Origin of the sequence: Mesorhizobium sp. M0074, from assembly GCF_040322975.1 — a bacterium.
In the GTDB taxonomy this organism is placed as follows: domain Bacteria; phylum Pseudomonadota; class Alphaproteobacteria; order Rhizobiales; family Rhizobiaceae; genus Mesorhizobium.
Window position 1 is genome coordinate 134982 of sequence record NZ_JAMYUM010000011.1, and the last position, 14104, is coordinate 149085.

Below are 14104 nucleotides of genomic sequence, written 5' to 3' on the forward strand. Positions count from 1 at the left end.
GAAACTGTCTCAACCGGCCGCTTCATGAAATTGCTTGCCGTCGACTGTGCCGCCAATCTCTGCGCCGCCTGCGTCTACGACGCGGCGGCCGGGAAAGAACTCGGCCGTTCGGTGCTCGATCTCGGTAAGGGTCATGCCGAGCATCTGATGGGTGTCATCGAAAAGGCGTTGGGGACCAGCAGAACCGACTATTCCGGCCTCGGCGCCATTGCCGTTTCGACGGGTCCGGGCTCCTTCACCGGTCTGCGCGTCGGCGTCTCGGCGGCGCGCGGCCTTGCGCTGGCGCTGAAAATCCCGGCGATCGGCGTGACGACTCTGGAGGCCCTGGCGGCGCAAGCGAGAGCGGCATTTCCCGGTCGCGCCGTGCTCGCCGCGCTCGATGCAGGTCGCGAGGAGATCCATGCGGCACTTTACGATGAGAGGTCGGTGCTGATCTATGGTCCGGCTGTGACCACACTCTCGCAAGCCGCAGCCATGGCGGTCGACAGATCTGCGGTTCTCGCCGGCACGGCGGCAACCCAGATTGCCGCGGCGGCCGGGCGCAGCTTCGATCTCGGCGGGACGGCGGCCACCGCCGACATCGCCGTCTATGCCCGGCTGGCCGCGGCCCAAGGTGCCGGTAAACACGGCGAGAGCGAAAAACCGAAACCGCTCTATCTGCGCGGCGCCGACGCAAAGCCGCAGGCCGGCTTTATTCTATCGAGGCAAGACCATGATCCCAAAAAGTGGAAACCGGTTTTGGGAAAAGATCATGGTCCAAACGGAAACAAGTCCTGATGCGCATTCCCTTCCTCCAGTCGCGCCGCAGGGACTATGCGCTCGAGCCGTTGACGGTTGCCGATAGCGCGGCCATGTCGGTGCTGCATCGCGAGGATTTCGCGCGGCCGTGGACCGACGACGAATTCGCCGCCCTGCTCGAGCAGGACACGGTGTTCGGCTATGCCGCGCGCGAGACCGGACAGGGTGCCAAGCCGCCGGTCGGCTTCGTGCTGGCGCGGCTGGCGGCCGGCGAGGGGGAGATCCTGACGGTCGCGGTGGCACGCTCGCATCGGCGCCGGGGGCTCGGCTGGCAATTGATGGATGCGGTGCTGCGTGAACTGCACGCACAGCGCGCCGAGGCGCTTTTCCTCGAGGTCGACGAGACCAATGTCGCCGCGATCGCGCTCTACCGGCGGTTCGGCTTCCGCGAGGTCGGCAAGCGTGCCAACTATTACAAGTCGCCGGAGCACGGCCCGACCGGCGCGCTTGTCATGCGCCGCGATCTTCGTTAGCCAAACGCCGGGGTGGTGCGGATGATCGGAAAAATCAGGATTTTCCTGGCGCTGGGGCTGGTTGTCGTCGGCTCGCTGGTGCTTGTGCCGCTGCAGATCTTGTCGATGCGGACCGGGCTCTGGCGCGAGACCTTCATCCTGAAAATCTGGCACAGGATGATTGTCAGGACGCTGGGGCTGCGCATCCATGTCAAGGGAGCGCTGTCCGGCCAGCGCCCATTGCTGATTGCTGCCAACCACATCTCCTGGACCGACATCATGGTGCTGGGGTCGATGGTCGACGTGACGTTCATCGCCAGGGCCGATATGGCCGGCTGGCCGTTGATCGGCATGCTGTCGAAGCTGCAGCGCACGGTATTCATCGAACGTGAGCGTAAGCGTTCGTCGGGCGACCAGGCGAGCGAGATCGCCGGCCGCATGGCCAAGGGCGACGCCATGGTGCTGTTTGCCGAAGGCTCGACCGGCGACGGCAACATGATCCTGCCGTTCAAGAGCACGCTGTTCGGCGCCGCTACAATGGCGATTGCGGAAGGGGCGGCCGAACAGGTCTTCGTCCAGCCGGTGGCGATCGTCTATACGCGCCTGCATGGCGTGCCGCTCGGCCGCCGGCATCGGCCGGTTGCCGCCTGGATCGGCGATGAAGAGCTGATGCCGCACCTCAAGGTGCTGATGGCCGAGGGCGCCCTCGACGTCGAGGTGCATTTTGGCGAGGCGATTGCTTTCTCCAAGGGCTCCAGCCGCAAGGAGACGGCAAAGCAGATGGAACGCCAGGTGCGCGAGATGGTACAAGCGGCGCTCGCCGAACCGCGTCCGAGCCGGTAGGCTGCGCAGGTTCCGGCCAGATTCGTCTGTTTTTTGTCAGGGAAAGGCGTTAGAAGCCGCGAAATGGAATTGAACACGATAGAACGCGACGACATCGGCGCTGCCGCCGAAAACCTGGTCGTTCCGCCTGCCGCGACCAGAAAGGTCTTCGTCAAGACCTATGGCTGCCAGATGAACGTTTACGATTCGCAGCGCATGACCGATGCGCTGGCGGCCGACGGCTATGCCGCGACAGACGCTATCGGCGAGGCCGATCTGGTGCTGCTCAACACCTGCCACATCCGCGAGAAAGCGGCGGAAAAAGTCTATTCCGAACTTGGGCGCATCCGTGAGTTGAAGGCCGAGCGTGCAAAGGCCGGGCGCGAAATGCTGGTCGGCGTCGCCGGCTGCGTGGCGCAGGCCGAGGGTGCCGAGATCATCCGCCGCTCGCCGGCCGTCGACCTGGTCATCGGCCCGCAGACCTACCACCGGCTGCCCGGTGTGCTGGCGAGGGCGCGTGGCGGCGAAAAGATCGTCGAGACCGACTATGCCGTCGAGGACAAGTTCGAGTATCTGCCGCAGCCGAAGCGCGCCGAACTGATCAGGCGCGGCGTGACGGCGTTCTTGACCGTTCAGGAAGGCTGCGACAAGTTCTGCACCTTCTGTGTCGTGCCCTATACGCGCGGCTCGGAAGTCTCGCGGCCGGTGGCACAGATCGTCGCCGAGGCCGAGCGCCTGGCAGATGCCGGCGTGCGCGAGGTGACGCTGCTCGGCCAGAACGTCAACGCCTGGCACGGAAGAGGTGAAGACGGCGAGGAATGGGGCCTTGGCCGGCTGCTGTTCAGGCTGGCAGAGATTCCAGGCCTGGCGCGGCTGCGCTACACGACCAGTCATCCGCGCGACATGGAGGATGAATTGATCGCCGCCCATCGTGATTTGCCGACGCTGATGCCCTATCTACATTTACCGGTGCAGTCCGGCTCCGACCGCATACTCAAGGCGATGAACCGCAGGCATATGGCCAAGGACTATTTGACGTTGATCGACCGCATCCGTGCCGCGCGGAACGACATCGCACTGTCGGGCGACTTTATCGTCGGCTTTCCCGGCGAGACGGAAGCCGATTTCGAGGCGACGATGCAGTTGGTCGAAGACGTCAACTATGCCTCGGCCTTCTCGTTCAAATATTCTCCGCGCCCCGGCACGCCGGGCGCCGAGATGGGCGATCACGTGCCGGAGGCCGTCAAGGACGAGCGCCTGCAGCGGCTGCAGGCGCTGCTTCTGAAACAGCAGCAGCATTTCGGCGCAAGCCTGGTCGGCAGGACCATCGACACGCTGATCGAAAAGCCGGGCCGCCAGGCCGGCCAGAAGGTTGGCCGCTCGCCCTGGCTGCAGCCGGTTATTGTTGATGAAAAGGCCGGCGAAATCGGTGACATTATCCAGGTACGAATCACGAAGACGGGCTACAACAGCCTGTTCGCCGAATTGGCCTGAAGGTCTCGGCAGATGAGGAGAGACGGTTGAGCGCTGCTGAAGTGAAGAACCTGCCCCAGAACCTACCCTCGGGGGCCTCGGATATCGCGCACATCGTACTGACTTTCGACAACAACAAGCTTGCCAGCGCCCTTTACGGCCAGTTCGACGAGAATCTGGCCCGACTCGAGCAGAAGCTCGGCGTCGATATCCGCTCGCGCGGCAATCAATTGACCATCAAGGGCTCTTCCTCGGCCGCCGAGCAGGCACGCCGCGCCTTGGACAATCTTTACGGCATTCTGCAGAAAGGCACCGACATCGGCCAGTCCGATGTCGACGGCGCCGTGCGCATGGCGATCGCCAGCGACGACCAGCTGACGCTGCCGACACTGGAGCGCAAGGGCAAGGTGTCCGCCGCCCAGATATCGACGCGCAAGAAGACCATCTATGCCCGCTCGCTCAACCAGGACGCCTATATGCGCGCGCTGGAGCGGTCGGAACTCGTCTTCGGCATCGGCCCGGCCGGCACCGGAAAGACCTATCTGGCGGTGGCGCATGCGGCAATGCTGCTCGAACGCGGCATGGTCGAACGCATCGTGCTGTCGCGCCCCGCGGTCGAGGCCGGTGAACGGCTTGGCTTTCTGCCGGGTGACATGAAGGAGAAGGTCGATCCCTATCTGCGGCCGCTCTATGACGCGCTCTACGACATGATGCCGGCCGACAAGGTCGAGCGGGCGATTGCTGCTGAGGTCATCGAGATCGCGCCGCTGGCATTCATGCGCGGCCGTACGCTGGCGCACGCTGCCGTCATCCTCGACGAGGCGCAGAACACCACGCCGATGCAGATGAAGATGTTCCTGACCCGGCTCGGCGAGAACTCGCGCATGATCGTCACCGGTGATCCGACCCAGATCGATCTGCCGCCAAACACCAAGTCCGGCCTAGTCGAGGCGCTGAGAATCCTCGACGGCGTCACCGGCATGGTGACGGTCCGCTTCAACGAAGGCGACGTCGTCAGGCATCCGCTGGTCGCCGAGATCGTCAAGGCCTATGACCGCGACGGCAAGCTGGCCAGGGGCCTGGGTGTCGAAAGCTGATATGATTATGCGGCCGCATGGCTGAGGAGCAAAAGGCGGGGGGGCCGCTTCCCGTCGAGATCGACATCGCGATCGAGGCGGGCGACTGGCCCGACGAGACGACGCTGACGCGGCTGGTCGACCACGCCGTCTCGGCCGGCTTTGCCGAAACCGGTGCCGACGGCCGTTCCGAGCTCAGCATCGTCTTTTCCGACGATGCCCATATCCGTACGCTCAATGCCGGCTGGCGCGGCAAGGACAAGCCGACCAACGTCCTGTCTTTTCCGGCTTTTCCGTTTGCCAGGGGCGGGCCTCTGCCGCCGATGCTCGGCGACATCGTGCTGGCCGCCGAGACTGTCGCGCGCGAGGCGGCACTGGAAGACAAGCCCATCGAGGACCATATCTCCCATCTCGTCATCCATGGCCTGCTGCATTTGCTGGGCTATGATCACGAAACCGATGCCGAAGCGGAACTGATGGAAGCGACAGAGCGCGCAGCACTTGCGAGGCTTGCCATTCCCGATCCCTACACGTAATTACAAAAGACCAATTGACCGGACGATGATGAACGACAAACCAGAGACTGCCGCCCGCTCCGACGCCGGCAGTGTGATCAAGCCTTCCGAAACGACGGAAGAGGGCTCGAGTCCGAGTACCTCGACCGGCAGCTTCGCCAGCGAGGCATCGCCTGCCGGTCCTTCCCTGTTTGATCGCGTGCTCGGGCTTTTCAGGCACCGCAACGGCACCAGCCTGCGCGAGGAGATTGCCGGTGCGCTTGCCGAAACGGCGAGCGATGCAGAATCCTTCTCGCCTGGCGAACGCGCCATGCTCAACAACATCCTGCGCCTGCGCGAAGTGCGCGTCGAGGACGTCATGGTGCCGCGCGCCGACATCGAGGCGGTCGAGATCACCACGAAGCTGGGTGATCTTCTGGGGCTGTTCGAGCAGTCCGGCCATTCCCGCATGCCGGTCTATTCGGAGACGCTCGACGATCCGCGCGGCATGGTTCATATCCGCGACGTGCTGGCGCACATCACCAAGGTCGCCCGCGTCAGAAAGGGCAGGACGACAAGGAAAACTCCGGTCGCGACGGTTCTCGATCTCGCTCAGGTCGATCTGGCGCGCACCATCGGCGATCTCAACCTGATCCGACCGGTGCTGTTCGTGCCGCCGTCGATGCTCGCCTCCGACCTGATGGGGCGGATGCAGACGACGCGGACCCAGATGGCTTTGGTCATCGACGAATATGGCGGTACTGACGGTCTCGTCTCGCTCGAGGACATCGTCGAGATGGTGGTCGGCGACATCGAGGACGAGCATGACGAGGACGAGCCGATGATTACCCAGGCCGGCGAAGGCGTCTTCATCGTCGACGGCAAGGCCGAGATCGACGACGTCGCCAAGATGATCGGCGAGGATTTCGCCGCCGGCGAGCACGGCGAATATGTCGACACGATCGGCGGCATGATCTTCAACACGCTTGGCCGGGTGCCGGCGCGCGGCGAAGTGGTGCAGGCCATACCCGGCTTCGAGTTTCATGTGCTCGACGCCGACCCACGCCGCGTCAAGCGCGTGCGCATCGTCGAGACCCTGAAGGGCGAGCGCCGCCGCCGCGCCGTCCGCACCGAGCAGGCTTGAAGGACGCGGCTTGCCCGATGCCGGTTGAGGACCCGTTCAAGCACTCAACCTTGGGCTCGGGTGTCTTCTACCAGAATCCGCGGGCCGCATTGACATGGCTTGAAAAGGCTTTCGGCTTCGAGCCGAGCATGGTGGTCAGCGATGCCAATGGCAGGCTCGTCCATTCCGAGATGCGGTTCGGCGACGGCTATATCATCGTCGATTCCGAATGGGCCGACCATATAGCCAGCCCGGCTTCAATTGCAGGCAAGAACACGCAGTCGGTCTATGTACGTCTCAAGGACGGGATAGATGCCCACTGCGATCGTGCAAGGGCGGCGGGAGCCGAGATCGTCGAGGGGCCTGCCGACCAGCTCTACGGTGAACGGCAGTACAGGGCGCGCGATCCTGAAGGCCATATCTGGACCTTTTCCCAGACTGTCCGCTCCGTCCCACGCGAAGAGGCTGAGCGGCTGGGCGGACTGAAGATCGAAGGCTGGCATCGATAGCTATGAGCGGACTTGTTCGCTCTTATCCGGTTTGGAGCCAAGGCCGCGGCCTGATAAATCTTGCTTCCTGATTCGCACGACTCGGAAGCATAGATGGAGCGCCAGGCCGGCCGGATAATTCTGCTTTGGGGCTGGCGGCGCGCGCTGGTTGCGTTTTTTGCCGGCGCGCTGGCGGTTCTTGCCCAGGCGCCGTACGATTTCTTCGCCGTCTGTTTCGTTTCGTTTCCCCTGCTGGTGTGGCTACTCGACGGCGCGACCGGCGAAGCCTCGGACGGTTTTCTGCGGCGCTTGCTGCCGGCTTTCGCCATCGGCTGGTGGTTCGGTTTCGGCTACTTTCTTGCCGGTCTCTGGTGGGTCGGCTCGGCGCTTCTGGTCGAGGCCGACAGCTTCGCCTGGGCCTTGCCGTTCGCTGTGGTCGGCATCCCCCTCGCGCTGGCCCTCTTTTACGGTTTCGCTGCCGTGGTTGCCCGGCTGTTGTGGAGCAACGACATCGGGCGCATCGCCGCGCTCGCCTTCGGCTTTGCGCTGGCGGAATGGCTGCGCGGCTTCCTGTTCACCGGCTTTCCGTGGAATGCCGTCGGCTATGCGGCGATGCCGGTGCCTTTGCTGATGCAGAGCGTATCGGTGACCGGCATGGTCGGCATGGACGCGCTTGCGGTCTTCGTCTTTGCGCTGCCGGCGCTGCTTGCGGCCCGCCGGCATCTCCGCCTCGGCGCGGCATTGCTTGTCGTTCTCGTCGCCGCCCATGCCGGCTTCGGCTATATCCGGCTCGCCGCCCCCGAAAAGCCGGCCGCCCGCAGCCTTGACGTCCGTATCGTGCAGCCTGCCGTCGACCTTACGGAAAAATGGGATACCTCGGTGCGTGACCGTATCTTCGCCACCATGATGGGGCTTTCGGCCAAGGCGCCGGAACCCGGCCATGACAGGCCGCAATTGATCCTGTGGCCGGAGACGTCCGTGCCGTTTCTGTTCACCGAACGTCCGGATGCCCTGCCTGCGATCGGAGAGATGCTTGGCGATGGCCAGATGCTGGTCGCCGGCGTCGTTCGCGAGGAAGGCGGCTCGGCGGCCGGCAGCCGTTACTACAACTCTGTGGTGGCGATCGACGAAAGGGGCGAAATCGTCGATGCCGTCGACAAGGTCCACCTGGTACCCTTCGGCGAATACCTGCCTTTCGCCGATCTGCTCGGCCGCTTCGGGCTTGAGCAGCTTGTTGCCGGTCCAATGACCTTCGCGGCGGGCAATGAGCGGCATCCGATCGCGCTGCCCGGCGGTATCCGGGCGCTGCCGTTTATTTGCTATGAGGTCATCTTTCCCGATCTGGTCGCAGTTGACGCAACGTCAGCCGAGCTTATTGTGAACGTCACCAATGACGCCTGGTTCGGCGACACGCCGGGGCCGTACCAGCACTTCAGGCAGGCGCAGATCCGGGCGGTGGAGAATGGGGTGCCCCTGTTGCGCGCGGCTAATAACGGCATTTCGGCCGTTGTCGACCCGCGCGGTCGCATCGTCGACGCGCTGGCAATCGATGCACGCGGCGCGATCGATGTGCGTGTGCCGATCTCCAACCAAGCCGTCGTTTCCTCCGGCCAACGACGCATTAACGGAATGCTGATCATGTTTTTGCTTGCCGTTACGGCATGCATTTTGAACGTAAGGCAAAGGCTACGGGCGAATTGACAGCCGACACATTAGAAACTCATACTGTAAGCGCCTGAAAATTTTCGAAGTCGATAAGGTCGTTCTGTTGGGGCACGGGCCGCGGCGTCGTTTGGGCAGCAAAATAGAAAAAGCCGGAAAAATTCGGCGAGGAAAAAATGACAGAAGAAAACAAGAAAAAGCCGAATCCGATCGACATCCACGTCGGAAGCCGCATCCGGCTTCGCCGCAATATGCTGGGAATGAGCCAGGAAAAACTGGGTGAAAACCTCGGCATAACGTTCCAGCAGATCCAAAAGTACGAAAAGGGCACCAATCGCGTCGGCGCCAGCCGTTTGCAGGCAATCGCCTCCATACTCGGCGTCCCCGTCGCCTTCTTTTTCGAGGATGCGCCCGGTCAGGAGCCCGTGGGCAACCGTGGATTTGCCGAGGATGCTTCGATGACCTCCGCCGTCGAATTCTGCGGCAGCCCGGAAGGCCTCCAGCTGAATCGCGCCTTCGTCAAGATCGCCGACGTGAAAGTGCGCCGCAAGATCATCGAGCTGGTGAAGTCGCTTTCCACCGACGAAGTCGATTGACTGGCCCGTGAAGAGTTCAACAAGGAAGGGGTCGTCGTAGCTGGGCATGCAATTTCTCGCGGCTGCGCCATTGAGGGATGTTCATTCCGCAGATGCGCTGAAGCGCAGATCGATTTCGCTCGACACGCTTCCTCGAAGCCGTTTTCCTCAGTCTGTTGGTGCAAGGGCTGATCGCAGTGCGCCCTGCCGCCATCTCGGGATGCAAAGATAATAACGTCAAAATTCATGCCAGAACGGCTGCATGGCTTGACGAGCGACGCCCGGCACCGTTAACAACTGGCGCGCCAAAATCGGCGGCCTGCCGATATTTTTTTCAAGAGGGGACACCCGTGACGCGGCACAATTACTTCTTCACCTCGGAATCCGTTGCCGAGGGCCATCCCGACAAGGTCTGCGACCGCATCTCCGACGAGATTGTCGATCTCGTCTATCGCGAAGCCAGAAAGACCGGCATGGACCCATGGAAGGTCCGCGTTGCCTGCGAGACGCTTGCGACGACCAATCGCGTTGTCATCGCCGGCGAGGTGCGCGTCCCCGAGACGCTGCTCAAGAAGGACAAGGAGGGCAACGTCCTGAAGGATGCGGCCGGCCATCCGATTGTCAACCCGGCCAAGTTCAAGTCGGTCGCTCGCAAGGCGATCCGCGAAATCGGCTACGAGCAGGCCGGCTTCCACTGGAAGACAGCCAAGATCGAGGTCCTGCTGCACGGCCAGTCGCCGGATATCGGCCAAGGCGTCGACAACGCCTCCGACCGGCAAGGCGAGGAGGGAGCCGGCGACCAGGGCATCATGTTTGGCTATGCCTGCCGCGAAACCCCGGACCTGATGCCGGCGCCGATCTATTACAGCCACAAGATCCTCGAATTGCTGGCGGCTGCGCGCCATGAAGGCAGCGGTGATGCCGGCAGGCTCGGGCCGGATGCCAAGAGCCAGGTCACCGTCCGCTATGTCGACGGCAAAGCGGCGGAAGTGACGCAGATCGTGCTGTCGACCCAGCATCTCGATGAGACGTGGGATTCGAAGAAGGTGCGCAACGTCGTCGAGCCCTATATTCGCGAAGCACTGGGCGACCTGAAGATTGCCGACAATTGCAATTGGTACATCAATCCGACTGGCAAGTTCGTCATCGGCGGGCCTGATGGCGACGCCGGCCTGACCGGCCGCAAGATCATCGTCGACACTTATGGTGGGGCTGCGCCTCATGGCGGCGGCGCTTTTTCTGGCAAGGACACCACCAAGGTCGACCGCTCGGCGGCCTATGCGGCGCGTTATCTCGCCAAGAACGTGGTTGCCGCAAAGCTCGCCGATCGCTGCACCATCCAGCTTTCCTATGCGATCGGTGTCGCCCAGCCGCTGTCGATCTACGTCGACCTGCACGGCACCGGCAAGGTCGACGAGGCAAAACTCGAGCGTGCACTGCGCGCCGTGATGGACCTGTCGCCGTCCGGCATCCGCCGCCACCTCGATCTCAACAAGCCGATCTATGCCAAGACGTCGTCCTACGGCCATTTTGGCCGCAAGGCCGGCCGCGACGGATCCTTCTCCTGGGAGAAGACCGATCTCGCCAAGGCTCTCAAGGACGCTCTCGCCGAACCGGTCGCCGAAGCAGTCGCCGCCTAACCGCGGCGCCTATGGATCCGAAGGACCGGCCAAGCCGTGCGACCGAGGCCTTTTTCGGTCGCCGGCGAGGCAAGACCATTCGACCACAACAGGCCGCGGCGCTGGAGAGCGGCTTCGCCGCCTACAGGCTCGATCTGACGGTTGAACCGCCGGCCGACTTGCGCAGCCTTTTCGAAGCCGAAGTTTCGGCTGTCCAGCTCGAAATCGGTTTTGGCGGCGGCGAACATCTTCTGCACCGTGCTACGGCCAGCCAGGCGACCGGCTTTATCGGCGTCGAGCCTTTCGTCAACGGCATGGCCAAGATGATGATGGCGGTCCGGGGGCGGCCGCTTGCCAATCTGCGCGTCTATGACGACGACGCCACACGTCTGCTGGACTGGCTGCCGCAGGCTTCGCTTGACGGCATTGACCTTCTCTATCCGGATCCGTGGCCGAAGAAGAAGCACTGGAAGCGGCGCTTCGTCAGCCCGGTCAATCTCGACCGCTTCGCGCGCGTCCTGAAGCACGGCGGAAAGTTCCACTTTGCGTCCGATATCGATAGCTATGTGAACTGGACGCTCCTGCATTGTCGGGCGCACGACGCCTTCACGTGGCAGGCAAGCGAAGCAGCCGACTGGCACCGGCCCTATGATGGCTGGCCGGGGACGCGCTATGAGGCCAAGGCCATTCGCGAAGGCCGACGGCCCGCCTATCTCACCTTCGTGCGGAAATAAGCGGGAAAGTAGAGCTGAGCACAAGGCGAGCGGGCCGAAGGCTCTCGGCGCTCACTTGGCTCAGAAGCGACGGATCTTGTCGAAGGCTGCCGGCTCCATGCCGAGATTGCGCAGATCATGCGCACGCGGCTTGCGACCGCTTTCCACAGCCCGGGACGCGGCTACGGCGCTGCCGAACACGCTAAAGACATCGCCTATGGCTGAAAAAAATCCACGATTGTTCATGATGGTACCCTTTTGAGCGCAGTGAGCGCTCCAATTGTGCAATGCAACATAGATAGTCGTGCGTGGCCGGTGCTCAAAGGGGGATCACTGCACGGGCGCCATGCATTTGGCGCAGCGCTGCGGACTCGGAGCCTTGCCGTCATGCAGGACGGGCTTGAAACGAGGACCACGATCGTCTATATCAGCTTCAAATTCTTGGTCGCTGTGACGAAGAGTGGGTCCACCCGGTCCCGCTCTTTTTTATTACCTGCCGACCAACAGAAATCGAGTGACAGGACCGAATGACAGTGACGGCAAGCGAAGGCGACGACCGCATCATCCGCGAAAGCGGCATCGATGCGCGCATCGCGCTGATCGTTCAGCCGGTACTGCGCGCCATTGGTTTCCGCTTGGTACGTGTGCACCTGTCGGGCCAGAACGGGCTGACGCTGCAGATCATGGCCGAGCGCGAAGACGGCACCATGACGGTCGAGGATTGTGAAGAGGTCAGCCGGGCGGTGTCGCCGGCGCTCGATGTCGATGATCCGATCGAGAAGGCTTATCATCTCGAAGTGTCGTCGCCGGGCATCGACCGGCCGCTGGTCCGCAAATCGGACTTTGCAGCCTGGACCGGCCATCTGGTGAAGATGGAAACATCGGTTCTCGTCGCCGACCGTAAGCGCTTCAAGGGCAAGATCGCCGAAAGCGACGCGGACGGTGTGCTGATCGAGCGTGACAAGGCCGCTTACGGCGAGGAGCCGACGGTACGTGTTCCCTACGATGCGATTGCCGAAGCGCGGCTGATTCTGACCGACGACCTTATCCGCGATGCGCTCTCGAAGGACAATCGGGCGCGCAAGGAAGCCAGGAAACGCCGCGGCGAACCCGAAGACGCACCAGAGGGTGCGGAAGACGAAACCGAACAGGAAATGTGATTGGGCTGCCGGCCGTAAGGGTCGGCAACAAGCTCGGGAGAAAGAAGATGGTTGTAAGCGCCAACAGGCTTGAACTGCTGCAGATCGCCGATGCGGTCGCGCGTGAAAAGTCGATCGACAAGTCGATCGTCATCGCCGCCATGGCCGATGCGATCCAGAAGGCCGCGCGCTCGCGCTACGGCCAGGAAACCAATATCCGCGCCGACATCAATGCCAACACCGGCGAGATGAAGCTGCAGCGGCTGATGGAAGTGGTCGAGAAGGTCGATGACTACGCGACGCAGATTGCCATTTCCTCGGCGCGCGAGCGCAATCCGGACGCCCAGCTCGGCGATTTCATTGCCGAACAGCTACCGCCGATGGATTTTGGCCGCATCGCCGCCCAGTCCGCCAAGCAGGTCATCGTGCAGAAGGTGCGCGAGGCCGAGCGCGACCGGCAATATGATGAATACAAGGACCGTATCGGCGAGATCGTCAACGGTACCGTCAAGCGCGTCGAATACGGCAACGTCATCGTCGATCTCGGCCGCGGCGAAGCGATCATCCGCCGCGACGAGCTGATTCCGCGCGAAAACTACAAGTATGGCGATCGCGTCCGTGCCTATGTCTATGACGTACGCCGCGAACAGCGCGGCCCGCAGATATTCCTGTCGCGCACCCATCCGCAGTTCATGGCGAAGCTGTTCACCATGGAAGTGCCGGAAATCTACGACGGCATCATCGAGATCAAGTCGGTCGCCCGCGATCCGGGTTCGCGCGCCAAGATCGCTGTCATCTCGCGCGACAGCTCCATCGATCCGGTCGGTGCCTGCGTCGGTATGCGCGGCAGCCGCGTCCAGGCGGTCGTCGGTGAATTGCAGGGCGAGAAGATCGACATCATTCCGTGGTCGCCATCGGCGGCGTCCTTCATTGTCAATGCATTGCAGCCGGCGGAAGTCGCCAAGGTCGTGCTCGACGAGGATGCCGAGCGCATCGAGGTCGTCGTTCCCGACGATCAGCTGTCGCTGGCCATCGGCCGCCGCGGCCAGAACGTCCGTCTTGCCTCGCAGCTGACCGGCTGGGATATCGACATCCTGACCGAGCAGGAAGAGAGCGAACGCCGCCAGAAGGAATTCGTCGAACGGTCGTCGCTGTTCATGGAAGCCCTCGACGTCGACGAGATGGTCGGCCAGGTGCTCGCTTCTGAAGGCTTCACCAGCGTCGAGGAGGTCGCGTATGTCGACTCCGGCGAAATCGCGTCGATCGACGGCTTCGACGAGGACACGGCTTCGGAAATCCAGACTCGCGCCCGCGAATATCTGGAGAAGATCGAAGCCGAGCATGACGAGAAGCGCAAGGCGCTCGGCGTCAAGGACGAGCTGCGCGAGATTCCCGGCATCACCACCGCCATGATGGTGACGCTCGGCGAGGACGGCGTGAAGACGATTGAGGATTTCGCCGGCTACGCCGCCGACGACCTGACCGGTTGGAAGGAACGCAAGGACGGCGAGACGAAGGTATTCCCGGGTGTGCTCGCCAACCACGGCGTATCACGCGCCGATGCCGAGCAGATGGTCCTGGCCGCTCGCCTGAAGGCTGGCTGGATCACCGAAGACGAGCTTGCCGCCGAGGGCGTGCCGGCTGACGAAACCGTCGGTGCGTGAGGTGAA

At 62.8% G+C, this 14104-nt stretch carries 15 protein-coding genes; 14 read left to right on the forward strand and 1 reads right to left on the reverse strand.

Annotated elements, in window-relative coordinates; genetic code table 11:
• Positions 1–24: 24 nt before the first annotated feature.
• The 12 genes from tsaB to trmB all read left to right on the forward strand — a co-directional run bounded on the left by tsaB (position 25) and on the right by trmB (position 11316).
• The gene (gene tsaB, locus NKJ73_RS16940) at positions 25–777 is read left to right on the forward strand and encodes a tRNA (adenosine(37)-N6)-threonylcarbamoyltransferase complex dimerization subunit type 1 TsaB (RefSeq protein WP_352570328.1); all 753 of its coding nucleotides are present in this window, start codon (positions 25–27) and stop codon (positions 775–777) included.
• Entirely contained in the window at positions 777–1271 is a 495-nt protein-coding gene (gene rimI, locus NKJ73_RS16945; protein WP_023676888.1) for a ribosomal protein S18-alanine N-acetyltransferase, read from the forward strand. Before tsaB ends, rimI begins: the two co-directional genes overlap by 1 nt.
• A gap of 21 nt (positions 1272–1292) precedes the next feature.
• On the forward strand, positions 1293–2093 hold the full coding sequence (olsA, locus tag NKJ73_RS16950) for a lyso-ornithine lipid O-acyltransferase (RefSeq protein ID WP_352570330.1): 801 nt from the start codon (positions 1293–1295) through the stop codon (positions 2091–2093).
• 63 nt (positions 2094–2156) lie between these two features.
• Positions 2157–3566, forward strand: coding sequence for a tRNA (N6-isopentenyl adenosine(37)-C2)-methylthiotransferase MiaB (gene miaB / locus NKJ73_RS16955; RefSeq protein ID WP_352570332.1), 1410 nt, complete (start codon positions 2157–2159; stop codon positions 3564–3566).
• Positions 3567–3592: 26 nt separating this feature from the next.
• Positions 3593–4642, forward strand: a complete 1050-nt coding sequence (locus tag NKJ73_RS16960; RefSeq protein ID WP_023676891.1) for a PhoH family protein — start codon at positions 3593–3595, stop codon at positions 4640–4642.
• A 17-nt stretch (positions 4643–4659) separates the two neighbouring features.
• Positions 4660–5157, forward strand: a complete 498-nt coding sequence (gene ybeY / locus NKJ73_RS16965) for an rRNA maturation RNase YbeY (RefSeq protein WP_023676892.1) — start codon at positions 4660–4662, stop codon at positions 5155–5157.
• 28 nt (positions 5158–5185) lie between these two features.
• Entirely contained in the window at positions 5186–6259 is a 1074-nt protein-coding gene (locus NKJ73_RS16970) for a hemolysin family protein (RefSeq protein ID WP_023676893.1), read from the forward strand.
• A gap of 17 nt (positions 6260–6276) precedes the next feature.
• On the forward strand, positions 6277–6747 hold the full coding sequence (locus NKJ73_RS16975; RefSeq protein WP_352570334.1) for a VOC family protein: 471 nt from the start codon (positions 6277–6279) through the stop codon (positions 6745–6747).
• A 93-nt stretch (positions 6748–6840) separates the two neighbouring features.
• Positions 6841–8427 (forward strand): apolipoprotein N-acyltransferase, encoded by a 1587-nt coding sequence (gene lnt / locus NKJ73_RS16980; RefSeq protein ID WP_352570336.1) that lies wholly within the window; start codon positions 6841–6843, stop codon positions 8425–8427.
• Between the two features lie 137 nt (positions 8428–8564).
• Positions 8565–8984, forward strand: a complete 420-nt coding sequence (locus NKJ73_RS16985; RefSeq protein ID WP_023676895.1) for a helix-turn-helix domain-containing protein — start codon at positions 8565–8567, stop codon at positions 8982–8984.
• Positions 8985–9313: 329 nt separating this feature from the next.
• Positions 9314–10603: a methionine adenosyltransferase gene (gene metK / locus NKJ73_RS16990; RefSeq protein WP_023676896.1), complete on the forward strand. Its 1290-nt coding sequence runs from the start codon at positions 9314–9316 to the stop codon at positions 10601–10603.
• 11 nt (positions 10604–10614) lie between these two features.
• Entirely contained in the window at positions 10615–11316 is a 702-nt protein-coding gene (gene trmB / locus NKJ73_RS16995; protein WP_352570338.1) for a tRNA (guanine(46)-N(7))-methyltransferase TrmB, read from the forward strand.
• Positions 11317–11376: 60 nt separating this feature from the next.
• Here the strand turns inward: trmB and NKJ73_RS17000 are convergent, their stop codons facing one another.
• Complete coding sequence (locus NKJ73_RS17000) at positions 11377–11541, reverse strand: hypothetical protein (protein WP_352448601.1); 165 nt, start codon at positions 11539–11541, stop codon at positions 11377–11379.
• A gap of 281 nt (positions 11542–11822) precedes the next feature.
• On the opposite strand from NKJ73_RS17000, the gene rimP reads away from it, so the two are divergent.
• On the forward strand, positions 11823–12455 hold the full coding sequence (gene rimP / locus NKJ73_RS17005; RefSeq protein ID WP_023676900.1) for a ribosome maturation factor RimP: 633 nt from the start codon (positions 11823–11825) through the stop codon (positions 12453–12455).
• Positions 12456–12502: 47 nt separating this feature from the next.
• The gene (nusA, locus tag NKJ73_RS17010; RefSeq protein ID WP_023676901.1) at positions 12503–14098 is read left to right on the forward strand and encodes a transcription termination factor NusA; all 1596 of its coding nucleotides are present in this window, start codon (positions 12503–12505) and stop codon (positions 14096–14098) included.
• Positions 14099–14104: the final 6 nt, after the last annotated feature.

Coding starts and splice junctions, on each gene's coding strand:
- lnt (WP_352570336.1), top strand. CDS start 6,841: ATGGAGCGCCAGGCCGGCCGGATAATTCTGCTTTGGGGCTGGCGGCGC.
- NKJ73_RS17000 (WP_352448601.1), bottom strand. CDS start 11,541: ATGAACAATCGTGGATTTTTTTCAGCCATAGGCGATGTCTTTAGCGTG.
- rimI (WP_023676888.1), top strand. CDS start 777: ATGCGCATTCCCTTCCTCCAGTCGCGCCGCAGGGACTATGCGCTCGAG.
- olsA (WP_352570330.1), top strand. CDS start 1,293: ATGATCGGAAAAATCAGGATTTTCCTGGCGCTGGGGCTGGTTGTCGTC.
- rimP (WP_023676900.1), top strand. CDS start 11,823: ATGACAGTGACGGCAAGCGAAGGCGACGACCGCATCATCCGCGAAAGC.
- trmB (WP_352570338.1), top strand. CDS start 10,615: ATGGATCCGAAGGACCGGCCAAGCCGTGCGACCGAGGCCTTTTTCGGT.
- NKJ73_RS16970 (WP_023676893.1), top strand. CDS start 5,186: ATGAACGACAAACCAGAGACTGCCGCCCGCTCCGACGCCGGCAGTGTG.
- NKJ73_RS16985 (WP_023676895.1), top strand. CDS start 8,565: ATGACAGAAGAAAACAAGAAAAAGCCGAATCCGATCGACATCCACGTC.
- NKJ73_RS16975 (WP_352570334.1), top strand. CDS start 6,277: ATGCCGGTTGAGGACCCGTTCAAGCACTCAACCTTGGGCTCGGGTGTC.
- ybeY (WP_023676892.1), top strand. CDS start 4,660: ATGGCTGAGGAGCAAAAGGCGGGGGGGCCGCTTCCCGTCGAGATCGAC.
- tsaB (WP_352570328.1), top strand. CDS start 25: ATGAAATTGCTTGCCGTCGACTGTGCCGCCAATCTCTGCGCCGCCTGC.
- miaB (WP_352570332.1), top strand. CDS start 2,157: ATGGAATTGAACACGATAGAACGCGACGACATCGGCGCTGCCGCCGAA.
- nusA (WP_023676901.1), top strand. CDS start 12,503: ATGGTTGTAAGCGCCAACAGGCTTGAACTGCTGCAGATCGCCGATGCG.